The sequence below is a fragment of the Rhizobium sp. NZLR1b genome (assembly GCF_019685155.1).
Taxonomy (GTDB): domain Bacteria; phylum Pseudomonadota; class Alphaproteobacteria; order Rhizobiales; family Rhizobiaceae; genus Rhizobium.
The window spans coordinates 13,623-38,343 of sequence record NZ_JABDWC010000024.1; the positions used below are offsets into that span (position 1 = coordinate 13,623).

22 protein-coding genes and 1 pseudogene are annotated in these 24,721 nt (G+C 55.2%); 16 read left to right on the top strand and 7 right to left on the bottom strand.

Going from position 1 to position 24,721, the window contains the following annotated elements:
• Positions 1-12: 12 nt before the first annotated feature.
• Positions 13-1,272, bottom strand: coding sequence for an ROK family transcriptional regulator (locus HJB84_RS26610; RefSeq protein ID WP_127431443.1), 1,260 nt, complete (start codon positions 1,270-1,272; stop codon positions 13-15).
• Between the two features lie 287 nt (positions 1,273-1,559).
• On the opposite strand from HJB84_RS26610, the gene HJB84_RS26615 reads away from it, so the two are divergent.
• From HJB84_RS26615 to HJB84_RS26640, 6 genes are all read left to right on the top strand, one after another.
• Entirely contained in the window at positions 1,560-3,014 is a 1,455-nt protein-coding gene (locus HJB84_RS26615) for an ABC transporter substrate-binding protein (RefSeq protein ID WP_127431442.1), read from the top strand.
• Between the two features lie 71 nt (positions 3,015-3,085).
• Positions 3,086-4,015 (top strand): carbohydrate ABC transporter permease, encoded by a 930-nt coding sequence (locus HJB84_RS26620; protein ID WP_127431441.1) that lies wholly within the window; start codon positions 3,086-3,088, stop codon positions 4,013-4,015.
• 1 nt (position 4,016) lies between these two features.
• A complete protein-coding gene (locus HJB84_RS26625; RefSeq protein ID WP_027681768.1) occupies positions 4,017-4,850 on the top strand; it encodes a carbohydrate ABC transporter permease in 834 nt (277 codons plus the stop codon).
• 27 nt (positions 4,851-4,877) lie between these two features.
• Positions 4,878-5,903 (top strand): Gfo/Idh/MocA family protein, encoded by a 1,026-nt coding sequence (locus tag HJB84_RS26630; protein ID WP_127431440.1) that lies wholly within the window; start codon positions 4,878-4,880, stop codon positions 5,901-5,903.
• 78 nt (positions 5,904-5,981) lie between these two features.
• On the top strand, positions 5,982-7,148 hold the full coding sequence (locus HJB84_RS26635) for an ABC transporter ATP-binding protein (protein ID WP_127431439.1): 1,167 nt from the start codon (positions 5,982-5,984) through the stop codon (positions 7,146-7,148).
• Positions 7,149-7,330: 182 nt separating this feature from the next.
• Positions 7,331-9,262, top strand: a complete 1,932-nt coding sequence (locus tag HJB84_RS26640; RefSeq protein ID WP_168277508.1) for a HAMP domain-containing methyl-accepting chemotaxis protein — start codon at positions 7,331-7,333, stop codon at positions 9,260-9,262.
• Between the two features lie 94 nt (positions 9,263-9,356).
• Here HJB84_RS26640 and HJB84_RS26645 read toward each other — a convergent pair whose 3' ends face one another.
• Complete coding sequence (locus HJB84_RS26645; protein WP_168277509.1) at positions 9,357-10,631, bottom strand: ROK family protein; 1,275 nt, start codon at positions 10,629-10,631, stop codon at positions 9,357-9,359.
• A 455-nt stretch (positions 10,632-11,086) separates the two neighbouring features.
• On the opposite strand from HJB84_RS26645, the gene HJB84_RS26650 reads away from it, so the two are divergent.
• The 5 genes from HJB84_RS26650 to HJB84_RS26670 all read left to right on the top strand — a co-directional run bounded on the left by HJB84_RS26650 (position 11,087) and on the right by HJB84_RS26670 (position 16,487).
• The gene (locus HJB84_RS26650; RefSeq protein WP_221117391.1) at positions 11,087-12,373 is read left to right on the top strand and encodes a DegT/DnrJ/EryC1/StrS family aminotransferase; all 1,287 of its coding nucleotides are present in this window, start codon (positions 11,087-11,089) and stop codon (positions 12,371-12,373) included.
• Between the two features lie 134 nt (positions 12,374-12,507).
• Positions 12,508-13,179, top strand: a complete 672-nt coding sequence (locus HJB84_RS26655; RefSeq protein ID WP_206990321.1) for an HAD family phosphatase — start codon at positions 12,508-12,510, stop codon at positions 13,177-13,179.
• A 151-nt stretch (positions 13,180-13,330) separates the two neighbouring features.
• Positions 13,331-13,828, top strand: coding sequence for a GNAT family N-acetyltransferase (locus HJB84_RS26660; RefSeq protein ID WP_246650095.1), 498 nt, complete (start codon positions 13,331-13,333; stop codon positions 13,826-13,828).
• Between the two features lie 332 nt (positions 13,829-14,160).
• Positions 14,161-15,369: a glycerophosphodiester phosphodiesterase family protein gene (locus HJB84_RS26665; RefSeq protein WP_259669789.1), complete on the top strand. Its 1,209-nt coding sequence runs from the start codon at positions 14,161-14,163 to the stop codon at positions 15,367-15,369.
• A gap of 35 nt (positions 15,370-15,404) precedes the next feature.
• Complete coding sequence (locus HJB84_RS26670; RefSeq protein ID WP_183605070.1) at positions 15,405-16,487, top strand: hypothetical protein; 1,083 nt, start codon at positions 15,405-15,407, stop codon at positions 16,485-16,487.
• A gap of 337 nt (positions 16,488-16,824) precedes the next feature.
• Here HJB84_RS26670 and HJB84_RS26675 read toward each other — a convergent pair whose 3' ends face one another.
• The 3 genes from HJB84_RS26675 to HJB84_RS26685 all read right to left on the bottom strand — a co-directional run bounded on the left by HJB84_RS26675 (position 16,825) and on the right by HJB84_RS26685 (position 19,382).
• Positions 16,825-17,763, bottom strand: coding sequence for a hypothetical protein (locus tag HJB84_RS26675; protein WP_259669790.1), 939 nt, complete (start codon positions 17,761-17,763; stop codon positions 16,825-16,827).
• A gap of 24 nt (positions 17,764-17,787) precedes the next feature.
• Positions 17,788-18,501 (bottom strand): GntR family transcriptional regulator, encoded by a 714-nt coding sequence (locus tag HJB84_RS26680; RefSeq protein ID WP_131702646.1) that lies wholly within the window; start codon positions 18,499-18,501, stop codon positions 17,788-17,790.
• A gap of 203 nt (positions 18,502-18,704) precedes the next feature.
• Entirely contained in the window at positions 18,705-19,382 is a 678-nt protein-coding gene (locus HJB84_RS26685) for a hypothetical protein (protein WP_168313628.1), read from the bottom strand.
• Positions 19,383-19,999: 617 nt separating this feature from the next.
• Between HJB84_RS26685 and HJB84_RS33745 the strand changes: the two are divergent.
• A pseudogene (locus HJB84_RS33745) lies at positions 20,000-20,092 on the top strand (transcriptional regulator); the annotation flags it as partial.
• Positions 20,093-20,388: 296 nt separating this feature from the next.
• Here the strand turns inward: HJB84_RS33745 and HJB84_RS26690 are convergent.
• On the bottom strand, positions 20,389-20,688 hold the full coding sequence (locus HJB84_RS26690; RefSeq protein WP_244604854.1) for a hypothetical protein: 300 nt from the start codon (positions 20,686-20,688) through the stop codon (positions 20,389-20,391).
• Positions 20,689-20,711: 23 nt separating this feature from the next.
• A complete protein-coding gene (locus HJB84_RS26695) occupies positions 20,712-20,993 on the bottom strand; it encodes a hypothetical protein (protein WP_221117392.1) in 282 nt (93 codons plus the stop codon).
• A gap of 61 nt (positions 20,994-21,054) precedes the next feature.
• Here HJB84_RS26695 and msuE point away from each other — a divergent pair, with 61 nt between their 5' ends.
• From msuE to HJB84_RS26715, 4 genes are all read left to right on the top strand, one after another.
• Complete coding sequence (gene msuE, locus HJB84_RS26700; protein WP_127431432.1) at positions 21,055-21,642, top strand: FMN reductase; 588 nt, start codon at positions 21,055-21,057, stop codon at positions 21,640-21,642.
• A gap of 22 nt (positions 21,643-21,664) precedes the next feature.
• Complete coding sequence (gene sfnG, locus HJB84_RS26705; RefSeq protein ID WP_168257372.1) at positions 21,665-22,768, top strand: dimethylsulfone monooxygenase SfnG; 1,104 nt, start codon at positions 21,665-21,667, stop codon at positions 22,766-22,768.
• A gap of 162 nt (positions 22,769-22,930) precedes the next feature.
• Positions 22,931-23,824, top strand: coding sequence for an ABC transporter ATP-binding protein (locus HJB84_RS26710; RefSeq protein ID WP_373289165.1), 894 nt, complete (start codon positions 22,931-22,933; stop codon positions 23,822-23,824).
• On the top strand, positions 23,824-24,720 hold the full coding sequence (locus tag HJB84_RS26715) for a branched-chain amino acid ABC transporter permease (protein ID WP_127431429.1): 897 nt from the start codon (positions 23,824-23,826) through the stop codon (positions 24,718-24,720). Before HJB84_RS26710 ends, HJB84_RS26715 begins: the two co-directional genes overlap by 1 nt.
• Position 24,721: the final 1 nt, after the last annotated feature.

Genomic DNA, 24,721 nt, shown 5'->3' on the forward strand with positions numbered 1-24,721 from the left:
CGCTACAAAGCCTCAAATGACCAGCTTGAGGTGGCTGGATAAAACCAAACCGGCGGCGCCGCGCAGAGCCGTATGGCCTTCGCCGATACCATTCACCGTGATCGATATCTCCTGACCAGGTCTCTTCACCACTAGCTGCTCTACATGCTGCCTGATCAGCTCTGCTGCCTTCATTCCGCCTCCGGCGACGTCTCCATGAAGGACGTAGGAGTTGAGGGAGAGTGTTTGCTGCAGATTGACGATGCCGAAAGCCACGTTCCGTGTGTAACGGACGAGAAGCTCCTCTGCCGCATTCGAGCCTTCGTCTGCTTCCTTGACAAGCCTGGCACAGGTGATGCTCTTGGGATGCGGCAAGCCCATTCGGGCGGCTTCCTTTCGTAACCACGGAAGAGCAGCGACCGTCTCCCAGCAGCCGTGCTTTCCGCAGTTGCAAGGGGCACCATCGATCTGCACCACGGTGTGCCCGAGCTCGCCGCCGGATCCGGCGAGTCCACGATAGACCTTGCCGTCGATGAAGAAGGCGCCGCCGAGAACCTCGCCAGTATAGACCGCTGCGAAATTTTGTTGACCGCGACCGGGTCCGAACCATCTGTCCCCAACAAGCAAGGCACGGGGGTGGTGATCGATGGCAACCGGAAGAGAGAAGCGTTCTTGTAGTATTGCTACGAGGGGAAGTCCCGTTAGAACGGGAGCAAGATTGACGGTGAGAATGGTTCCATTGTCACTGTCGATCATTCCAGCAGAGGCCACGCCAATGCCAAACGGCGCCTGCTGGGCCTGAGACAGTGTGGCAGTAAGCGTCTCCGTCATGACCGCGATGAATGCTTCTGTGTCGCCATGCGTATCAAATTCAGCTTTCGCAACGGCCTTGATCTCACCGGTTAACGCCACGAGGCATGTTTGTATCGTGCCGGGCAGAAGGAGGACCGCGCCAAGCATCGGTGCATCGGGGTTAAAATAAAGCGGACGAGCCGGCTTGCCGCCTTTGACGTCGGAAGGCGACGCATCTCCCTCAATAAGAAGCTGGTCTTCGATCATCGGCTGCACAATACCGGTTATCGTGGTCCGGTTGACACCTGCAAGTCGAGCGAGATCTGCCCGGCTTTTGGGTCCGTTGTCATATAAGGCTTGAAGGACGCGACCGCGGTTTATCGCTCCAAGCGCCGATTGGGAGACAAGTGTCACGTTACCGCCGTTCTCGCCGACGGCGACTTCTCTGCTGGCAGGGGTGCGCTGGCCCAACGAATAGGACGGCTGGCTCTCAAACTTCAATTCTCTTCTCCAATCTACCGGATCCTTTTAGCCCGTACATTATCGAACGGCCATACAACATAAGGCCCTTTCCGGTGATGCAAGCAGGACCTCGATGACAACCGCAGTACCGCGCCGGAATTTTCGCCGCGCCAACTTCTTGACACTATCATAAGTTTGTGCGAGGTACAAACTAACCGCTTACAAAAAGCACATTAGGGGTAACAATCTCAGTATCGACAAGCGGAAGCCCAGGGGCTGCGCTGAAGGGCCGGGGTTGGGATACGAAGCAACTGAGGAGGCTGTTTATGACAATCGATATCGGAAATATGTCGCGACGTGACCTGCTGAAAAGCGCTTCCGTCGCAGCTCTTGTGGCTGGCGCGGGATCATTGGCCATTCCACGGAGGGGTGCCGCGCAGGATGCGAACACCGTGCGCGTCCTGTCCGTTGAAGACCCATTTTTTTTCTCAATGAAGGCGCTGGTGCCAGAATACGAGAAGGAAACCGGCATCAAAGTCGAACTGGAGAGTCTCTCCTATGACGCCCTTCAATCGCGCCTCGTGTCTGCCTTTGTCGCCAAGACCTCCGACGCCGATGTCATCGTCGTCGACCAGATGTGGCTCGGGCAATATCTCGACAACGGCTGGATCATCTCGCTGAACGATTTTATTGCCAAGGACAGCGAATTCGACCTCTCCGACTTCATCCCCGAGGTCCTTTACTCCTCGAATATGTGGCGCGGCCAAGTTGGCACACTGCCGGTTGCCGCCTATGCGCAGGGGGTCATGTATCGCAAGGACGTCTTTGACGAACTCGGCATTGCAGCGCCGCCGACCGAGACATCGGAAGACTGGACCTGGACGAAATACATCGACACACTGAAGTCGATGGAAGGCAAATCATTCGCCGGTAAGCCGCTCTTTCCAACCGTCGTTTGCGGTTCCCAGCCGTCGCCGATCGTCCACATGTTTACGCAGGTGTCGGCAAGCCACGGCGCGAATTGGTTCAAATCTTTCCCGGCCGCTCCGTGGGATTTCTCCCCGCAACTGACGAGCCCCGCCTGGATCAAGTCTGTCGAAGTCTATAGGCAGCTCTACAAGTTGTCTCCGCCTGAAGCGATCAACTATGTTTGGTTCGATGCCGGCACCCGTTTCGCCAAGGGCGATATCGGCATGTTCTACTGGTGGACCCCGTACTTCTATCTAATCAAGAACTCGGGCTACATGACCGGCAAAAAGTCGGACATCATGGATAAGTACGTAACGGCGGCCTTGCCGAAGGCCGAGGGCGTGCCTCAGACGGTTAGTCTCGGCGGCTGGAGCCTTGGCATTCCATCGAGTTCCGAAAGGCAAGAAGCAGGCTACGCCTTTATCAAATGGGCGACCTCGAAAGCCACGCAGAAGAAAATGGCCCTCTGGCCGGACCTCAACTACCAGTTCTCCGACTTTGCGCGCATTTCGCTCTATCAAGACGAGGAAGTCAAGGCGATCTATCCTTACCTCGATGTGCAGTATGCGATGATGAAGCAGGGCAACGGCAAGATCACACGCCCGCCTGTCCCTGGTTACACAGCCATCGAAAGCGTGTTGGGTCTCACATTGAACCAGCTTCTGACCGGTAGCGAAGAGCCGAAGACCGGCCTCGAGCGCGCCAACAGCCTGTTCGAGAGCATCCTGAAGGGCAATCTCATGATCCCTTATCAGAAGGATAGCTACACAGATACTCTTGATGGGGCCAAAGCCCTGATCGCCAAGAACTAATTAGAGTTCTCCTCGGGCCGGCGCGAGAGCGATCGCGCCGGCAGCCAAGTGAAGAAGAACTGGATCTGGCAATGCACACGACTACTGTTTGCTCTCCGCGAGCCCTCGGGCCCGCCCGGAAGAGCTTTATCCGACGAAACCTGCCCTACTTGCTGATTGCGCCTTCGGTGGTGATGCTGCTCGCTCTGATCGCCTACCCCTTGCTGTTTGCCCTAAGATCGAGCTTCTATTTCTGGAACCTGCAAATCGGCCCGGAGCCGCTCCAGTTCATTGGGTTCGAGAATTATGTGCAGGCCTTCAACGCTTTCGACTTTCGCGCCGCGCTCACCAATACCCTGATCCTGTCGATCCTTGGCACGGCACTTGAGTTCACGTTTGGCCTGGCGATCGCGCTCATTCTGCTCAAGGCACTGCCTGGCATGAACATCGTGCGGGCCCTGCTGATCCTGCCAACAACGATCGCGCCCATCGTCGTCGGCTTTTTGTTCCGCTACCTCTATGATCCCGGCGGTGGCCTGTTGAGCTGGGTGTTGCAGTCGCTCTGGCTCCCCGTTCCCGCAGAAGGAATTCTTGGCTCGCCATCGACAGCACTCGCGGCGATCCTCTTCGTCGACATCTGGCAGTGGACACCGTTCTTTGCAATCGTTCTCTATGCGAGCCTTTTGGCCGTGCCGGACGAGATTTTGGAGGCCGCACGCCTGGATCGCGCGTCTGCATGGACGATCCTGATGCGGATCAAGCTACCGCTGATCAAACGCACCGCAATCATTATCGTCATGCTGCGCTTCATGCAGATCTTCAACACCTTCGACACGGTGCTTGTGCTCACGCGCGGCGGACCGGGCACGTCTACACGCACCCTTGGATACTCACTCTACGAACAGGGCCTTGTGAACTTCAACATCGGACTGGTCAGTGCCATGACCTGGATCACCGTGCTGATCGTCAACGTCATCGTTGCACTGTACGTCTTCTTCGCGTTCCGAAACGAGGAGTGGTAAAATGTCGCGCCGACACACGAGCTTCAACACGGCACTCACCTACGCCGCCGGCCTCCTCTTCCTGGCAATCTTCGTCGGTCCGATCCTGTGGTTCATCGCCCTTGCGATCCGGCCGGCCGAGACGGCGTTCACCATGCCGCCGCAACTCACATTCGAGCCCAATCTCGACGCATTCCGGCACATCCTCGTCGATCCTGGCACCAACGCGCCGCAACTGGTCAACAGCCTCATCGTCGCGATCGGTGCTGTGCTACTCAATCTGCCTTTTTCGGTTCCCGCAGCCTACGCGTTGTCCCGTTTCAAGCTCCGCGGCAAGAAGAACATCATGTTGTGGTATCTCGGGCTGTTGATGGCCCCGCCGGTCGCGTTTCTGATCCCATATTTCATCCTCATCACGCGCATTGGCCTCCAGGGTTCCTACTTTTCGATGATCCTGGTCCTACAGACGCTGACGATCCCGTTTTCCGTCTGGTTGATGAAGAGCTTTATCGATGAGGTGCCAGTGGAACTGGAGGAAGCTGCCCGGGTGGACGGCGCCCGTTGGTACACGATCATGTTGCGGATCACGCTACCGATCGTTCGTCCTGGGATCATTGTTACCTCGATGTTCGCCTTCGTGTTCGCGTGGAACAACGCCGCTTTTCCGCTGGTGCTGAGCTCACGCTCGACCGCCACCCTTCCGATCGGAACACTTGGGTATTTCGCAACGAGCGGAGTGACCTGGAACTACATCGCCGCCGCCGCAGTGCTCGCGATGATACCTCCGATGATCATCTTCCTTGTTTTCGATCGATACGTCGTACGAGGCCTCACCTTTGGTTCGGTGAAGGGCTGAGCTTTCCTTTATGAATGGAGTAATGAAATGAATAGACTGCGAATGGGCGTCATCGGCGCCGGTCTCTGGGGCGGCAATCATGCCCATACCTTTAATGTCTTGCCGGAGACCGATCTGGTCGGCGTCTGCGATCTTGATGAGGGCCGGGCGCTGAAGATGAAGGAAAGCTACAGCGCAATGCAGGCCTTCACCGACTACCAGAAGCTGATCTCAAGCGATCAGATCGACGCCATCTCGGTCGCAACGCCTGACTTTACCCACACGCCGATCATTCTAGCGGCTCTGAAAGCCGATAAACACGTGTTGAGCGAAAAGCCGCTTGCGACGACGGTGCGTGAAGCCGAGGAAATCGCTGCGGCTGCCGCTAAGTCCAAGGGCAAGCTGATGATTGATTTCCACAACCGTGTGAATCCGATCCTCGCCCAGGTTCGTGACATGATCCAAAACGGTCAGATCGGCTTGGCCAAACACGGGACCGCGCGTCTTTCGAATACGACATTCGTTCCGCTCGAAATGCTGAGCTGGGCTGCAAAGTCTTCGGCACTCTGGTTCCTGGGCAGCCACCTCGTCGATGTCCTACGTTTCATTCTCGCAGACGAAGTCGTGCGTGTTTATTCGGTTGCCCGCTCGGGTACCCTATTTGCCGCCGGCGTGGATACGAAAGACTTCCATGTGTCGGTGCTTGAATTTTCCAAGGGCACGGTCGTGACCATGGAGAACAGCTGGATCCTGTCGCGTGACAATCCTTCGCTTGTTGATTTCAAGATCGAGTTCGTTGGTGAAAAGGGCCAGGTCCAGGCGGACCCCACCCATAATGGCGGCCTGCGCAAGATCGTCGACGGCGGACTGAAATACAATGACTACATCGGCATAACACCAACCGGCGCGACACGGATCGGCGGTTTTGTCTTGGAATCCATTGCCCGCTTTGTCGATAGCGTCGTGCGAGACGCTCCGCTGCTGGCAGATGCGCAGGACGGTCTGGCAAACACAAAGATCCTGGCGGCGATCGAGGAATCCGTCGCGACCGGCAAGGCTGTGAACATCGGCTAAAGCCGGAACCAAAGGCGAGGGGCATGTCCGCACAAACGGTGCGGCTTGCCTCCTTGAAAAATGCGGGAGTACATAAAAATGGCGTCCATGACCTTCGACGGGATCGGCAAGACCTTTCCGGACGGGACCGTTGCCGTTGCGAATGTAAGTTTTTCGGTCGCGGACGGAGAATTCGTCGTGTTGGTCGGCCCGTCGGGTTGTGGCAAGTCGACACTATTGCGGATGGCAGCGGGTCTTGAAGCGCTCAACAGCGGCCGGCTGCTCATGGATGACGCTGACGTGACGGAGACAGAACCCCAGGACCGGGATATTGCGATGGTTTTTCAGAACTACGCGCTTTACCCCCATATGACCGTTTACGACAACATGGCCTTCGGTCTGCAGCAGCGAAAAATGCCCAAGGACAAGATCGACAAGCTGGTTCGCGACGCAGCGGAAATGCTTGATCTTACCCGTTATTTAGAGCGCAAGCCCGGGGCATTGTCCGGCGGTCAGCGCCAACGCGTGGCGATGGGCCGGGCGATCGTTCGCCATCCCATGGCGTTCCTGATGGATGAGCCTCTTTCCAACCTGGATGCAAAACTCCGCGTGCAGATGCGCGGCGAACTGAAGCTCCTTAATCAGCGGCTCGGCGTCACAACCCTTTATGTGACCCACGATCAGGTCGAGGCTATGACCATGGGCGATCGTGTGGCTGTGCTGAAGCCGGTGTTTAATGGACAGGAGAGTAATCTTCAGCAGATCGATACGCCGCAGATGCTTTACGACAAGCCGTCCAATCTGTTCGTCGCGGGGTTCATCGGTTCGCCCGCCATGAATTTTGTTCGGGTCGAGCTGACGGCGGAAGGCGGGTCGCTAAAAGCTGCGGTAACTGGAACGAAAATATCCTTCTCGGTCCCAGCCCAGGGGGCACTGTCGGCCTTCGCCGGGCGACAAGTCATTGTTGGAATTCGCCCAGAGATGTTTAAGGTTTGTCCCGAGGCCGAGGCGTTGTTCAACGAGCAGATCCCGGTTGCCGAAGCGCTTGGAGCCGACACCTTCGTGTTCTTCGACATCGCGTCACCGTCGGTCAATATCAACGATGCTGAAGATACCGAAGACTTTCTCAATAAGGGTAAGAACCGGCTCGTGGCGCGTATACCACCGGCGCTGACGCCTCGACCCAATCAGGTGCTGCCATTGACTGTCGACCTGGAGAAATTGCACTGGTTCGATCCAGTAACCGGGACTGCGATCCGCGACTGACAGAAAGTGCACTTACTATCGCCATCTGGGGTTTCAACTCTTTTCTCCTGCCCTCCCAGGCAACTTGGCTGTCGTCGATTACGAGGTCGGCGGCAGCCATTTTTTTAAAACCCGAGACATCAAACCATCAGAATCTGAACATCCATCTGCCGTAAGTGATCCCGAGCTTAGAGGAGTGGCCTGTGAAACACGTTTCCATTGTCGGTAAGTTCTTTATCATCGTGGCTGTCTTCGGCATCCTGGCACTCGGTCTGACGTTCTATCAGAACCGGCAAATGCTGAAGGTTAACGACAGATATCAGGAGCTTCTCGGTAGAGATGCATCTGCAGCACTACGCTTGACCCAGTCGAACCGAAGTCTGGAAACAGCGCGTGCCAGCATCAGCGACATGGTGATGACACGGTCGAAAGAGGCGAGGGCGCGCGCTGAAGCTGGCTTGAATGACGCACGAGAAAACTTCGTCAGGTTCATGGATCTGGCGATCGCTGCAGTTCCTGAGCAGAGCGAACTGCCGAAGTTGAAGGCGGATGGATTCTCCGTCCTGACCGATACGTGTGGTGCAGCCATCGCAGTTGGTCGCGGCGCAACTAGTGAAGCCGAGCTTGCCATGGTGCAGCAACTCTATCTCACTCTTTGCCAACCCGCCTTTGCTGCTGTCTCACCGAGATTCACATCCGTCACGGAAAAACTCGCTTCGGACGCAGAGCAAAAGCGTGGTGACGTTTCAAGCGTTGTCCGTGACACGTCCGTGCTGAGTTTGGGAACAGCTATTGTGGCACTCTTCGCTGTCTCGTGCTTCGGCTTTCTCGCAATTCGCTCCTGGTTGGTCAAACCGATCAAGCAGATGGTTACGACAATGGAGGTCATAGCCGACGGCGATCTCATTTCGACTGTTAAGGGAACGATTCGCCGCGACGAGATCGGATCGATGGCCCGGGCAGTACAGATATTCAAGGACAACGAGTTACGGGCGCGCGATTTCGAAAAGGATGCAGAGACAAGCCGTGAAGCAAATGAGATTGAACGTGCGCGTCTCGCCGAGACCGAGCATCGGCGAGCGCGGGATATGGCGGAGGCTACGTCCGGGCTTGCAGAAGGCCTAAGGCATCTCGCCGACGGGAACCTCCTGTTCAGCCTCGACGACAAATTCGCCGACGACTTCGAACCGTTACGGGCGAATTTCAATGCTGCCGTTGCCCAACTCGCTGAGAGCTTGAGAGCTGTGTCGTACGCAACTGAATCGATCGATGGCGGGGCGCAGGAAATCAGTTTGAGCGCGCAGGACCTGTCACGCCGCACAGAGCATCAGGCTGCTTCACTGGAGCAAACCGCCGCCGCTTTGGATCAGATTACCCAGAACGTCGCCAGTTCCTCAAAGCGCACAGCGGAGGCGCGACATGTTGCGATCGAGGCAAACAAGTCGGCGCGCCACTCCGGCGAAGTGGTCTCAAGCGCTGTGGCAGCAATGCAACGCATCGAACAGTCATCCTCGCAGATCTCCAGTATTGTGGGGGTCATCGACGAAATCGCGTTTCAGACCAATCTTCTGGCGCTCAACGCAGGCGTCGAGGCGGCACGATCCGGCGAGGCAGGAAAAGGTTTCGCGGTGGTTGCCCAGGAGGTGCGGGAGCTTGCTCAACGCTCCGCGCACGCAGCAAAAGAAATCAAGAATCTTATCCTCAATTCGGTTGATGAGGTCAGCAGTGGCGTCAAGCTGGTCCGAGACACCGGCGATGCACTCAAGATTATCATTCAACAGATAGTCCTGATCAACACTCAGCTTGATGCCGTCACCGCCGCTTCCAACGAACAGTCCGCAACCCTTTTTGAGGTCAACCGGACAGTCAATCAAATGGATCAGGTTACGCAGCAAAATGCAGCCATGGCCGAGGAATCCACGGCTGCAAGTACGGCACTTGCCATCGAGGCAAAACAGTTGCGCGGGATTGTAGCGGAGTTTCAAATTGAGAATGCTCTCTCTGAGAGGCAGACCAGTCAAACCAACCCGGAGACAGCGTCAATGTCTTCGCCAGCAAGCCGGATGCTTGAAGAGGTCGCGAACGCACTCGGCACAGTGAGTGACCGTCGAGTTGCAGATAGATCCCGGCAATGACCGCGGACCGCCTCAGGTCGTTCCCAGATTGCTTCAAATGGAGTCCATTTTGCCGCCACTTAAGAAGCTTCCGAAGGATCTGTAGCGGATGTCATTAGATGACGAAATTCAGCAATTCAGAAAGAAGAAGACTGGCGGCACCGCGTAAAGCCGCCAGGCATTCGCTGTCTCCGAAAGCAAGGGCAATTTCATCACCCGGGCGATGGAATACCAATTCCCGGAAGCTTTCCTGGATTAAATGAAGCATCGGGTTTCCCCCTCGTACGATGTCGCCGTGAATAATGATGAAATTGGGCGCCATGAACTGCTGGAGGTTCGCCAGACCGACCGAGATATTGAACGCGTAGTCGCGAAGTAATTCTCTTGCGCCTGGGACATTGTCGTTGGCCAGAGTCAATAATCGGCTCACATCCAATGAGTGAGGTTGTGGCAGCCGCCTGACCTTGGCCTCGTCTGCTAACCACTTCGAGCTGGCAATTGATTCCCAGCATCCGCGTCGGCCGCACTGGCATAACCGACCTTTGATGTCTACGGTCGTATGACCGATTTCACCACCTGCACCTGCGGATCCCCGATAGAGATGCCCATCAAGGTAAAGCGCTCCACCCAAAGTCTCGCCGATATGGACCGAGGCGAAGTTTCTCCGACCGCGGCCTTGCCCAAACCATCGGTCTCCAACCAGCAAAGCTCTGGTATCCTGATCGACACACACGGTAACTCCAAATCTTTTGTGCAACTCGGCTTCGAGGGGTAAGCCGTCCAGGAATGGCCCGAGACTGACGGTCACAATTGTGCCCGTCTCCGTATTGATCGTTCCAGCCACTGCTACACCTATCCCTAAGATCGGCTTGCCAGATGCGATAGTTTCTTCGACACAGGTGCATATAATGCGTGAGGCGTCGGAGGGGTGTGTTAGGTTCTTCGGAAAATCGGCGGCGTGTTGAGCATAGACCTCGCCCTCCAAAGAGACCAAACACGCACTCACGCGGTCGTGCAGCAGGAGCACCGCGCACATAGGTCTTGCATCCTTGGAAAACCACAACTTGGTAGCCGGCTTGCCGCCTGTTTCATTTGGAGGTATCACCTCTCCTTCCGCAAGAACGCCCTGATCGATCAGGGGCTGCACAATCCCTCCGATAGTTCCTCGAGTCACACCGGTAAGGCGTGCGAGATCCGCTCTGCTAGATGGTCCAATGTCGTACAAGGCTTGCAACAATCGGCCCCGATTCGCAGGGCCCAAGGTTCCTGTTGGAATCAATCTTTGAGCCAGTACAACACCCTTAGTGCTCTCATCATTATGGTGATCGTCAGGACTGCCCTCGCGTTCACCCAGTCGATGAGCTTCGTGTCTTCTTATCAAGGATTCCATAGCATCCAATCCTGTTGCCGAATTCCATTGCCACCAACGGCCAGTACTAGCGGAGGGCAACCGTTCCTTCACCATTCGGTGGGCTCGGATTATGAGCTCGGGGCAATGTGCTGTTCGTCCATCGCCTCTTCAATAGGCACCCGGCGTTGCGGGAAACTTTGGCCGGTTCCCGTCCCAAGCCTCATTCAGTGATCCCAGTTGTCCGCCCAGCCGTTAAAAAACTGTTGAAATTTCCAACGTGCTCCGCGCGGAAGCTGACCAAAGTGACGCCCTAGGCGCCTATCCGCCAATATACAACAAATGTTCAGAAAAATACTTCTTATAACTCGCTTGCTCCAAATCTACTTTAAAATATACTTTCTGATATACTCTATTTTAGCTATCATACGTGGGAAAGCAGTGCTAGCGTTTGTGTGGGCTGATCAGCATTCTAGTGAGCATGATTGGAGAACGTGATGAACGGATTCGGTGCACTACGACTCATAACTCGCAACACGACAGGTGCTTTCTCAGGCGAGAAGCTCGCCGTTTTCGGTGGGAAGCCTGTGGTCCCTCAGGGACGTGTTACACCTTGGCCCGCCGCGGAGAAGAGGCACTCGGATGCCCTGCGTGGAGTCGTGGATGGTGGAAAATATCACCGCGTTAATCATCCAATTGTGAGCGGTTTGGAGCAAAGCCTTGCAAGGTGGACTGGGAAGTGGCAAGTGCGCGCTGTCGGCAGCGGAACGGCGGCCATTCACATCGAACTCGACTATGTCAAAGAGCGAGGCGAGCAAGTTGTTACCGCGGCACTGAATTGGCCAGGAGCGGTAGGACCAATCAAAATCAGCGGTCTCCAACCCGTCTTCGTTGATGTCGACATGAACTTGGCCGGGATTGATCAGCGCGCGGCCGCTGAAAAGTTCGGCCCTAATGTAGCTGCAGTTTTAGTCACTCACCTTTTCGGAAACAATGTTCTCGTCCCCGACGCGAGGTCTGCAGCGCGAGCTCAAGGCATTGCTGTGATCGACGACATCTGCCAATCGATCGGCGCCGCGAAAGCAATCGTCGGCGGTGCGCATCTTGATGCAGACGCGCTCGCTCTATCCGGAAACGGCGCCAAGCACCTTGGGGCCGGCGAACTGGGATTTGTCATTACTGAGGACGCCAACTTGATTGCACATGTTGATCGCGTATCGCTGTCCAGCTCGTCTCGGAGTGGAGCGCGAATATTCTCGCCCTATTCCCAAGGGTACAACTACAGGCCGAACGTATTCTCGTCATCTATAGCGAACTTGCGAGTCACTGAGATTGATACGCAACTGCAAATCCGAAGAGAAAATAGCAAGCTTTTATGGGAGATGATCAGCGAGCTTGTCGGTATATTTCCTGTATTTAATCCATCTGACTGCGACCATTCGATGCTCAACTTTCCCCTCCGGATCGAACCTGCGGCACTTGGCTTCGCACCAGGCCCGGCTGCAAGGGATTTCGTGGTCAAATCGCTGCAGGCTGAAGGCGTGCCTATCTGTGTTTGGCTCACGAAGCCGGTATTCGAATATCTCCCAGACATTTGCGACAACTGGAAGTCCGCCGATTTTCCAAATACAGTGAAACTCTTGGATACGATGTTTTACGTCTCCGAGATTGCGCCGCCCAACGACGGCGAATTGATGCGGCTTTATGCAGAGGCGTTTCACAAGGTCTGGAATGCTCTTCATAAGCAAGGTCCGAAGATCGCCGCAGGAGCAATTTCCGGCTGAGCACCACGCGTCAATTTCCCAGTGCCGAAATGGTCAACATCCGATCGGATACAATCCTACCCTGCTCAATGCCTGGAAGATTGAAAGCTGGCACTGGGGCAAAACTCAGAGTCGTTCTATAATGAGGACTACTAATGTCTTTTTCAAAAAGTCCGAAACTACTGATCTTCGACTGCGATGGGGTTCTCGTCGATAGCGAGCTAATTGCAACTGCGGTTCACATCGAAGCTTTGGCGAAATGTGGCTACATCATATCGGCTGAAGAGTATAACGATCGCTTCATAGGAATGACTGACCAGCAAAGTTATTCCGTCATAGAATCCGAGGGCGACTTACGCCTACCGGAGGATCATCATGAATGTGTGATGGCCGAACTTGCAAAACGATATCCTCGCGATCTGCGTGCAACCAGCGGCGTTCGGCAAACCTTGGAGACCATTAATTTAAAGAAGTGCGTGGCGTCGAACAGCGATGCTGCAAAGCTTTCCTTGGCGCTTAAAGTCACGGACCTACATGATTACTTTTGGCCCCATGTCTTTAGCGCTTCGCAAGTTGCGCGTGGTAAGCCTGCGCCGGATCTGTTTCTGTTTGCAGCAGAGAATATGAACACACCGGCTAGCAGTTGTCTCGTTATCGAAGACAGCGTTGCTGGAACTCAGGCGGCGGTGGCAGCCGGGATGATGGTGATTGGCTTCGTAGGTGCTTCGCATTGCCTTCCTGGGCACGGAGACAAACTGATGGAGGCAGGTGCCACTAAGCTGTTTAGCCGCATGACCGCGTTGCCACAAATCTTAGCAGGTTTGTGATCACGCTGTTGCGTGCTGGCGACCCGTCTTGAATCGCGGCGTCACCGTGCAGGATATATCGTGAGGTCCGATAGCTGACTAGTGCAGGGGCTTCACCTCAAGTTGACCGATCGTCACTCGATTGCTCGGCCCGCCAAAAAATGGAGACACTATGACCGAGAAAGCAATGGTAGCTGGAACTCCGGTAACGATCGAGTACCTAGAAAGATTTCCGAATTTCATTTCCATTTGCGCAAGTTGGTCTTTCGGACAATGGGGTTGTCAATCAAATGGCTCGTACGAACAAACGCGAGGCGAGTTTGAAGCGGCAACAAAAAGCTCGATGCCGCTAACACTAGTCGCCATCGAAAACGCGTTGCCAGTAGGAATGGTCACGTTGGCTGATCGTGATTTCGATGGAAAATCTCATCTATCCCCTTGGCTTAAGTCGCTTTTTGTCCATCCATTTCACCGCAAAAAAGGAATAGCCAGGTTGTTGATCGAGCGGCTCGAGCACGAAGCATCGCGCTTCGGTTGCAAGAGTCTTTATCTGACAACAGAGGACGCGCAACTTCTTTACGAGAAGAGCGGCTGGCGGGCAATTGATCACGTCCAAACATCGTATGGCGAAGCGGCGTTAATGAAGAAAGCCCTGCTTCCTCTCAACTGAGGCTACGCTAGGACGAAATAATTGCGCCGGAGCTCCAAGCTGCTTTCATGACAGCTCTCTCAACGCTTGAGCACGCGACGTCACGACGTGGCAACGCAGCGCCTTGGGTGGAAGCCGATTTATGGATCATCTTGATGTTGAAGAGCGTGTTATTGCCGGCACATCGCAGCGATAGTGGGCCGCTAAAAACTTCCTCGCACTACGGGCACCCCCAGGATTTCGCTCCCCCAAGCCTTAGCCACTGCTGTGATGGGCTGTTGCAAAGGCCGCACGAACAAGCCGTACAAAGTAGCGAGCTACCCGAAATTCTCATCGAAAGGTTCTGAATCTTTATGGACACCAGCAACAATGTGGCATCAGTGCTTGTGAATTTTTGCTCCTCGCGTCTCGGTTACCTCGGCGGCCGACGTGATTTGCGTGCATCGCTCACTTTAACTTCTCTTCTTGCTTTCGGTATTCCATCCTACGCCGCAGCAGAGGCGCTACTTCCGGTAAAGCCTTCACCATATCTTGTAAGTGCGATTACGAGAAACATGTTCAAGCTGCCGAAACCCGATGACGACTTGGTCCTGCTATCTGCGCACCGCGGATCTTGGGAGATCTATCCTGAGAATTCAGCCTATGCCTTGCAAGACGCCTGGAATTCGCAGATTGAGAGCGTGGAGGTCGATGCCCGCTTCACCGCAGACAAAGAAGTCGTTCTATCTCACGACTACAGGATTGAGCGCGAGTCAACTGGAAGCGGCCTATTATATAATCAGAACTTGTCGCAGCTACGACAGGCCGATCTACGGGACCGACATGGCCGCGTTTTTACGGATTCACAAGGGCGAAAGGCGAAGTTCCTAACATTCTCCGCCGCGCTCGATCTACTCGCCGAATATGTTTCCGATGATGGTCATGGGTACGTGATGATCGTCGATATCAAGGCGGCAGTCGATGATCAGGACCCTACTGATCCCATCGAGCTCATGCAACGCTGCCTTGACATTCTCGCGAGCAAGGGAAATGCGAAACTCAGCAAAGCCGTTGTATTCAAGCTCAAAGCAAAGGATGCGGCGGATGTCGGCACGATTCTAGATCGGACAACCTACGACCCCAACCTCATTGGCGGGCTAATTGTCGTCGAAAACCCGGATGACGAGAATGTGAAGGATTCCAGCTATGATCCCCACGAGGATCCAATCTACGATCAATGGAATGTGGCGCCGTTCTCCATTCAGTTTGAAATGAACCAATTCTATAAAGGTGACGGTCTGCAGGCATATTTCGACTATATCGACCAGCAGCAGGGCTTCGCCACCTATCATGAAAGTAACTACTTTCCAGAGGGCGTAGCAAACAGCGCCGGAAAATGCTGCTTCGAGCACAACACGGATCCCAAATCGACCGCTCAGCGAGGGATCGTACCAGATTACCGAGGAGATCCTGAGATGGCGCTCGTCAATCGTACCAATCTTATCACCACTGATTGGCCCGACGTAGTCGGCGATATGCTGCGCCAGATACGGCGCCGCAACACGTCCGAACTCACTCGCTAGAGCAAGACCTCCGCTTTCAAAAAGGGAATGTTTTGATGAATAATGGAATAAAAATCTTCCTATTGTCTTCCGCGCTGGGCTGTCTTGTCGCTGGAGAAGGGCAAGGGGCATCATGTACCAATGAAGCCAATTGCCTTAGAAGTGCGTCGGAGAAAGTATCTCAGACGCTCACACCGAAGGTAGTGCCCATTTTCGGGGAATTTCCAAAGCTGTACATACACGACTCGGCGGCAGAAGCGGATTATCCGGTGCCCGAAGATACGAGGCAGGCATTTGACTTCTATACCAACAAGACTTCCTTCAACCTTCCACCGCGCACGTCAATCGAGACTAGTCAAAGCGCGTCGATCAGACCAGACACGGGGTTCACTGTCCTTTTGGTCGAAAAGACCCGTGAAAATACCGTTCCTAATGGCGGCAGCGCCTTATCGCTTCTAAGTTCTAATTCCAACGATGCTTACCTATCGTTCGCATTGGGAGCTGCACCCAATCCGAATGGTCAGAAGTGGTCATTCGCGAAAAGCCTGCTTCAAAGCGACATGGCGTCTATTGCATGGTGGCAGAAGCCCTGGGACATGAACGTCGTGGGGCCAACAGGGGCATTCTCCGGCACTGAGTGGATTTACTATACCTTTACTCCAGACGGCAAAGTTCGCATGGACCGTTTTGCGCCATACACATATTTTCTAGCGTTTACAGCTTACCAGTGGGATGAGGCAGTGCTCGACAGTGGGTTCCCGCATTCTCCTTTCAGCTCTGGTACGCCAACCGATCGTCCGAAATCCGTCATTTTCGGATCGGTTGGCCCATGGGTTATTGGCGCTGCAGCAGTGCCCGGTCAGACATCGCCCATGATTGAGCCCATTGAGGCGCTACCGGGGTTTGAGGGAGTGACGATTTTCTCGAACCCCTTGTCGATGAAAGAAGTCGTAGCGTATCAGAACTCCCTGAAGAGGAGCGACTTTCTGGACGTCAACATGCTGCCCTGCAACAGCGGCCAGTACCTTTCCGGCGAGATAAGGACTCCCTGCGGCACGGCTCGTCCTGGCAATCCTCCGTCGAATGTAAAATCGGTGGCTGGTGATGCGATCCGCACTAATATTGAACGCTTTGAATAACGAATGTTGGACGACTCTCATTTGTTCCAACGGCGATCAGACGGCATCAGTTTCAGCTACCGCGATGCCGCAATCCCGGTCGCTTGTGAACCGAATGTCTGACAAGATTGGGCAAAGGTGGTGACCACTCAAGCGTGGAAATCGCCGCGCTAAGATATTCTAGAACTCTAGCAGGACTAAGCCGTCTCAATTTCTGAGCATTGCAGCAGTGAGATTTTCTCCGGCGCGGCCCCAGGTGGCCGGCGTGCGATCCTCAAATAGTGTCGCCAGCGAGGCCCGTTTCGTGAAAGCCTTTTGAGTTCGCTCAGCGACTTGAGCGTAGGTCCTCGTCCGGCCCTTATTCATCTCTGGCCCAGCCCTTGCTGTCGGCTGTCTTCGCTAGGAGGAATGCATAACACCTGCTGATCTCGTCGAGCTTTCTCACTAACTCGCCGTCCGATCCACCAAGCAAGGTTTGATAGCCCTCGCCTCTTGTTGACCTCCGCCAATCATTCCCAATAAAGCGCGCGGTCGCATTGCCGAGGGAAGAAACCCTTGGTTTAGGGCTGCCAAACGATACGGCTGCGCGCCTCAATCCGTCTAGGAAGCTTGCGTCATCGAGTCCGCTATAAGGTTTTCCTTCGGAATTCGTCGCATTGAGGAAGATCTGCTCGTCACCGACTACGCTATATCCGCCGCCCAAGCCATTTTTCGTTGCATCCGCTGCCTCGAAGAATCTCTGCGCCACGGTGGCGCTAAGGCTGCCCTGCGGAAACCGCACGATAACAAGGCCTGTCTTACCTGTCGTGTCGTCGAGGCGAGAGGTAAGAACGCGATATTGGCGCAAGACGTAGCCTAACGAGCTGGCAAGCCTATCCGCCGCGGCATCATCGAGATCACCCTCGGTCTGAAGCGATGCATTTGTTTTGAGGAGATACCCGCCCGGCGTAACCTCTGTCCTCAAGGTCGCAGCGTCGATCCCGTTGGCTGTTATGATCTTTGGCACAATGTCTTTTGAGACTTCGGCTGAAAACGTCGCTCGATCAATATAGCTGGCCTGGCCGAGCCGCGGCAAATGGAAACCTACGGAGGGCGTTGCCCGATAGGACACAAGCACCTTTCGCTCTGCCAGCGCTGTATTCTGGGATGCTGAAGGGATGGAGGCAGCCTCTTTGATTTGGCAACATAAATTAAAATGTTGGTAGGTGATGCCGACGACGGCTTTTGGATTGCCCGCAGCAGCCGCAGATATGCGCGGCACTCGACAAAATTCTTCAGGCTCGTTGACTAGGATCATTCGTCGAGATGACAGTTTGAAATGTCACAAACTTTTCGCAGGCCCCGGAAAACCTGTTAATCCACGTTCGTTCACCTCTTGTACAATCCTTGAGACGGCACCCTGTTCTAGATCAAGGTGGTTCATCAACGCGGACTCCACCAGGGTCGTTGCCGTGCCTAGTTCAGACATTGCGTCAATTAGCTTCTCGAGGCTTTCAACAAACGCGGGCCGAAGTTCCGACGCAGTTAGTTCCATTCGTAAAGGGTGAGTGCAAAAACAGAACCGGTGGACGATTTTGCAAGCCTCGCAATTCGATGCTTCTTGCGCGATTTTAGTGAATATCGCTTCTGCCCTTAAGGCAAGTTCGTCAGAGGACAATTTATCCGCCACGGTCCAGCTCTCTGGGACCTGCGGCCGCATTCGATTCAATGCCGAGATCAGGGTTTCACGTCCGACAACATAAACATCTAACAGAGCTCTTTCCGACATCGGCCTGGTGAAAAAGCCTCTTTGAGGGATGTATTGAATCTTCCCTTCAGCTGCGAGCCGCTGAAGCGCTTCGCGAACTGGTGTTCGACCAAGATCGAGCTTAGACGCTAGATCCTGTTCCCTGAGATGTTGCTCCGGCACACGACCGTTACTGTGGAGAATTCTTCGAATAGCATCGTAGGCAATATCGGCCTTTGCAGGTTCTGGTTCAGTAGAAAAATTCGAGCCACCCCCACGACCTTGGGGCGCGTTCTTGCAACACCGCATTTGATAGTTTTCCTCTGTCGATATCCTTCAAGGACCCTACAGGAGCTTTGCTTTGAGATCGGACGGTCGCTTGGAATTGAAGGTCGAATTAGTCGACCCTTCCAATACCGGCACCGCGTTTCACGCCCGAACCAGATTCGGGATCAACCACCTGTATTACAGCCGCGGCCGTAATTGGCAGCTATCGCATTCTGCCGCTAAGTTCAATGCCATAGGCACAAGGCTGCGTCGGGATGGCGCGCTGGTCCAATGTCTACCGCCCGTCGTATTACGCGCAAGCGGCCGCCTTTAAGCGAACCGTGTCTCCAAGGCCTGGAAGTGCCATCAATGTAGTGACAGTTTTCAAAATCAACATGTGCATGATAGCTCTTCGGTGGACGTGATCGGTTACTCCTATCAATCAGCTGATTATAGGCTTCGGCGGATTTGATGTAGCCGCGGTTCGCGAGAGCCTCGACTTGTCCATCAGTAGCGATGGCTTCGCCGTTGTCAGAATCGCCTCCAGCGCAATCAAAGACACGTTCAGATTTTGAAAGAAACCATGTGATCTGATGCATTTGTTCCGGTTCGTGTTTGGTGGCGAGATGTGCTTTGGTTAGGTCCAGGCCTATGCTTGCCTCGTGTTCGGCAGGTGGTTGTTGCAATGTCGACAATATTTCAAGGCTCAGCTCCATGCCGGTCACTACAGGACGGTTAACCCGATAATATCTTCCGCTATCTGCGACTTCGCGAAGCGCATCCAGATGCTCGTTCCGTGCGGCCGGCTGCCAGCGTATACCACGCCGTTGAGCAAGCACGCGTTCGCCAGCGAGCAAGACGAGCCCCATTTCCGGGCTATCACACCTGGGTTCGTTTGGATGCATTTTGTCACGTCGGTTCATCTAAGCCTCCCGTCGCTGACCGGGGTAGTCCCATGCCGCGTGTTGAGCAGGTCTAGACGGCACTCCGCCATAGATCAATATTTAACAATAATATATTTTCTGATATATTTAGCCAATCGCCATGGCTTACGTTTATACTTTGTTGGTCGAGTACACAACTCGGTACGATATAGTATTATGCAAGAGAGTTCAAGATTTGCTTGAGTCCGCGAATGTTCGAGCTGACAATCTCCCGTTGGCGATGGCCAAACCTCGAAGTGGTAATGTACGGCTATGACTCCCTCAAGCAGCACGAAAAGTTCCCCTTCTATCTGACAACCCCGACATGTTGGTCGGATTGAGTATTTCGTCACCACCGGGCTGATCGCCAATGAGTTGAATTTATTGGAAGAATCTCAGTCTCGACGGAGACACTTCCTTCGCTCTTGTATTGAAAGTCGAACACCAGATTGCTGACAGGATAACGCGTGGGACGAACACCGGTTACGCCGAAGTCAGTTTACTCGGACCACCATTATATTCGGCCGGCAGAGAAAGCGTTCTCGGAAGGTCGGAAACGATGACATCCTGGCTCCCCTTGCGGTAGATCCGACTAGCTTTCGCTGGACGAGCGATGGTCTGACTTGACAGCTCTTGAGAAGAGCTCGGATTTTGACTCGTCAAGGATACGAAGGACCGCGGCCGCCCTAGGAGTTTTAGACAAGATTTGAGACATGCGTCGCACTGAAGTCGCTACACAGCGGCCTTAAGGAGGATGCCTGCAGCAGCTCACCGAGTACAGGAGGCGCTTAATGGGAAGCCCTTCAAGCTCCTACAGCTTATAGGGCCATCCAGGCTTCAGACTTAGCCGAGCTGGACGCTTCCGCCTAATTGGCTGGCGCGAAGGCTAGCGCCTGAAGTCATTCGTCGCACCCTAGCTGTAGAGACAGCTTGCCGACTGCGATTGGTGGAAACCCAGGCACGCGATCATCGTGGCACGGTGATCGATGAGCGAATCTAACCGCATTTATTCTTCCACCAATCGCAACACTGGGGGCGCGTCATATGCGCGGAACGTCTTAAGGTCGACTTGAACCATCGGGCCACGCGGCGTGTGTATCGTGAGGGTACTGATATCGACATCAATGCCGGATTTGTGTACGTCGCGGATGGCGTCATTCATTTTTTGAAGCGCTGCGCCTAGTCTTTCCTTAGCATGCTTCTGCCTTGTGAGGTAAGATGTCATGGTGCCCTGCTTGTTTGCTGCTTGAGTTCCGCTTATGCGGTCAATTTGATTCGCGCTATGAATCGATAGCGTTTCGAGCACGATCGAACGGGCTCCTCTTTAGTTTAGACACCGTGGCTGGTCGCTAAGTAACTGCTGTAGCAGGTCGGACCTTTGCAAATTTCGCATTCTTCCCTCCATGGCGAGACGAAAATATACTTCCCGATCGTTGCGCGAGCTCCATTTCGCTTCAGCACCAGCGCAGCCCATTTGGCCATAGAGAGTTGTTCGCTCTCGCCGTGGCGTGCAGTTTGCTGCGCCACATAGAACGCCAAGCTGAAGTTTTTATTTCGCCCATTGGGCGCGATTTCAGGATGGCAATCTACAATAGGGAGAAAGATTGGCATCGTGTCGTTATCATTAGTCCATTAAATATATAGACTTCGGTCGCAAAAGGATGTCGCCGACATGAAAATTCTGGGTCTTGCGGGAAATGTAAAACGACCATCGCGAACTGCCTCCCTTGTGGAAGCACTTGTGTCGGCAGCCACATCGAAGCTGGGTCTCGATGGGCAAACCATAGAACTGGTTGACGCTGCCCCCATTCTCTTCAAGGCGCTTCGATCGGACCAGTTGGATGCCGAGGGGCGGGCGATTATCGACGCCGTCGAGGCGGCTGATGTCCTTGTTGTCGGGTCGCCGGTCTACCGGGCATCGTATACCGGCGCTCTCAAGCATCTCTTCGACCTTGTTGACTACCGCGCACTGACCGGAAAGCGGGTCATTCTGGCTGCCACAGGTGGCACACCGCTGCACGGTTTGATGACCGAACATCAGTTGCGCCCGCTATTCGGCTTCTTCAACGCCCTGACACTGCCGACGTCGATCTACGCTACCGAAACCGATTTCACGGATTATGAGATCGCCAGTCCTGTGGTTCAAGAGCGTATCGAGCGCGCCGTTTCAGAACTCGCTCAGGTGCTGCCGCTCTCTGATCACACCGCTGCCGCGCGCGCTCATGCAAACCGCCCGGCGCTCGCCGCCGCGTCAGCCTAGCCATTTCAAGAGGGAGAGTATCATGTCCTATGCCAGCAGAGAGCCGGTCAAATTCGCCTACTGGGTTCCCAATGTTTCGGGTGGCCTCGTCATTTCCAATATTGAGCAGCGGACGAGCTGGACGATCGAATATAACAGAAAGCTGGCGCAGATCGCCGAGGCTAGTGGCTTCGATTATGCGCTGAGCCAAATTCGTTTCACCGCCGGTTATGGCGCCGAATTCCAGCATGAATCCGTCTCCTTTAGCCATGCGCTGCTGGAATCGACGACAACGCTGAAGGTGATTGCCGCCATTCTGCCGGGACCATGGAATCCTACACTGGCGGCCAAGCAGATCGCCACCATCAATCACCTCACCAATGGTCGTGTCGCCGTCAATATCGTCAGTGGCTGGTTCCGAGGCGAGTTCCACGCAATTGGCGAGCACTGGCTTGACCATGACGAGCGCTACCGCCGCTCGGAGGAATTCATCCGCGCACTGCGCGGTATTTGGACCGAAGACAATTTCACGTTCCACGGCGATTTCTATCGCTTCAACAATTATTCGCTTAAGCCCAAGCCGATCGATCCACAGCCGGAAATCTTCCAGGGCGGCTCCTCTCGCGCTGCACGCGACATGGCATCGCGTGTTTCCGACTGGTACTTCACCAATGGCAACACGCCGGAGGAAATCGGCAAGCAGGTGGCTGACATCCAGGGCAAGGCGAAGGCTAACGGTCATTCCGTCCGCGTTGGTGTCAACGCTTTCGCCATCGTCCGCGAGACCGAGGTAGAGGCAAGGGCCGTGCTCGCCGAGATTATTGAGAAGGCCAATCCAGAGGCGGTCAATGCCTTCGGGCACGAAGTCAAGAACGCCGGGAAATCATCACCTGAAGGCGAGGGCAACTGGGCGAAATCCTCTTTCGAGGACCTGATCCAGTACAACGACGGCTTCCGCTCCAACCTGATAGGGACACCCCGCCAGGTCGCCGAGCGGGTCATCGACCTGAAGCGCGCCGGCGCGGACCTCATCCTTCTCGGTTTCCTGCATTTCCAGGAAGAGGTCGAGTATTTCGGCAAGCACGTCATCCCGTTGATCCGCGAGTTGGAAGAAGCCGAAACGGCGACGGCCGTCGCCGCCGAGTAATCGCAACACGTTGTCGGCCGGCCCGCAAAGCCGGCCGCATCAACGATGACAGGCCAAGAACCCGGTGGTTCGTGGTGGGATAGCGTGCGCCTATGAACTCGTGGGCTCGTGGCGCGCCGTCGAAAGCAGGGGCTGCACACTATGACATTTGCCTTCGGAGGCTTGGGAGCGGCGCCGTTTCCGCCGGACGTTCAGGAGCACTTGGCCGGCTTGGACAGAGGAACAGGCGCGGCCTGGGCGTCGCCCATTGAAGCCGGCGCAACGGACGGCATCATTCTGGAGCTGGCCCGCATCGATCTATCCTTCGGTGGCGTCGTCGCCCTGAAGGATATCGATCTGTCCGTTTGGCGTGGCGAAATCCTCGCCGTTATAGGGCCCAACGGTGCTGGCAAGAGCTCGATCATCAATGTGATCAGCGGCGTATACCGACCCGATCGCGGTTTTGTGTGGCTCTCCGGGCGCCGCCATGCCCAGGTCCCGACGCAGAAACTTGCCCGTCTCGGCATCGCTCGCACGTTCCAAAACCTGGCATTGTTCAAGGGTTTGAGCGTTCTCGACAATGTCGTGGTGGGACGAGCGCACAAGACGCGGTCTAGCTTCGTCGAACAGATCGTCGGCCTCGGTCGAGCCCGCACGGAACAGAGGGATGCCCGCAGTCGGGCTTTCGAGGTGCTCGAGTTCCTCCACCTTTCGCATATTGGCGATCGTCTGGTCGGTACACTGCCTTATGGTCTGCAAAAACGGGTGGAATTGGCGCGCGCTCTGGTGGCCGAGCCCGACATCCTGCTGCTCGATGAGCCGATGGCCGGAATGACGGCGACGGAAAAGAACGAGATGGCCGATTTCGTGCGCGCCGCACGTGACAGGTTCGGTACCACCGTCGTGCTGATCGAGCACGATATCGGCGTTGTCATGGGGTTGTCCGACCGCGTTGTCGTGCTCGACTACGGCCGCAAGATCGCCGATGGAACACCCAACGAAATCCAGCGCGACCAGCGCGTGATTGATGCCTATCTCGGTGTCGCTCCCGAAAATGAAGAGGGGGCGGGCATCTGATGGCTGACTTCGACTGGCTGTTCTTCATGGAGGTTCTCGTCGGCGGCCTTTTGTCCGGCGTCATGTATTCGCTGGTCGCGATCGGTTTCGTCCTGATCTACAAGACATCCGGCGTCCTCAATTTTGCGCAAGGGGCGATGCTCCTGTTCGCGGCGCTGACCTTCGTCAGCGTGACGGAACGCGGCATTTCCTTCCCGCTCGCATTCGCGATCACCTTCGCGATCATGGTCGTTATCGGGATAGCTGTCGAGCGTACCGTGTTGAGGCCGCTGACCAACAAACCGCCGATCACGCTCTTCATGGCGACGCTCGGCCTCTCCTATATTATCGAGGGCGCTGCCCAACTGATCTGGGGCACGCAGGTGCACGGCCTTGATCTCGGTATCGAGGATGTGCCGTTCGATGTCGGTGGTGTCTACATCAGTCAATTCGACATCTTCGCAGCCGTCGTTGCCGCCTCCATGGTGCTGCTGCTCTCTGTCTTCTTCCGTTACACCCGCATCGGGCTCGGTTTTCGCGCCGTGGCCGACGATCAGTTCGCGGCGCTCGCCGTCGGGTTGAGACTGCCTTGGATCTGGGCGACGGTCTGGGCCACCGCAGGTCTGGTGGCGCTGGTCGCCGGTCTTTTGTGGGGAGCCCGCGTCGGGGTGCAATTCTCACTGTCGCTGATTGTCCTGAAGGCCTTGCCGGTTCTCGTCCTCGGTGGGTTCGACTCGATCCTCGGCGCGATCCTCGGCGGGTTGCTGATCGGCGCGTCCGAGAAGCTGGCTGAGGTCTATATCGGCGGATATTTCGGCGGCGGCATTGAGGGCTGGTTTGCCTATGTCATCGCGCTCGCCTTTCTTCTCGTGCGCCCTTCCGGCCTGTTCGGCCAGAAGCTTGTGGAAAGGGTCTGAC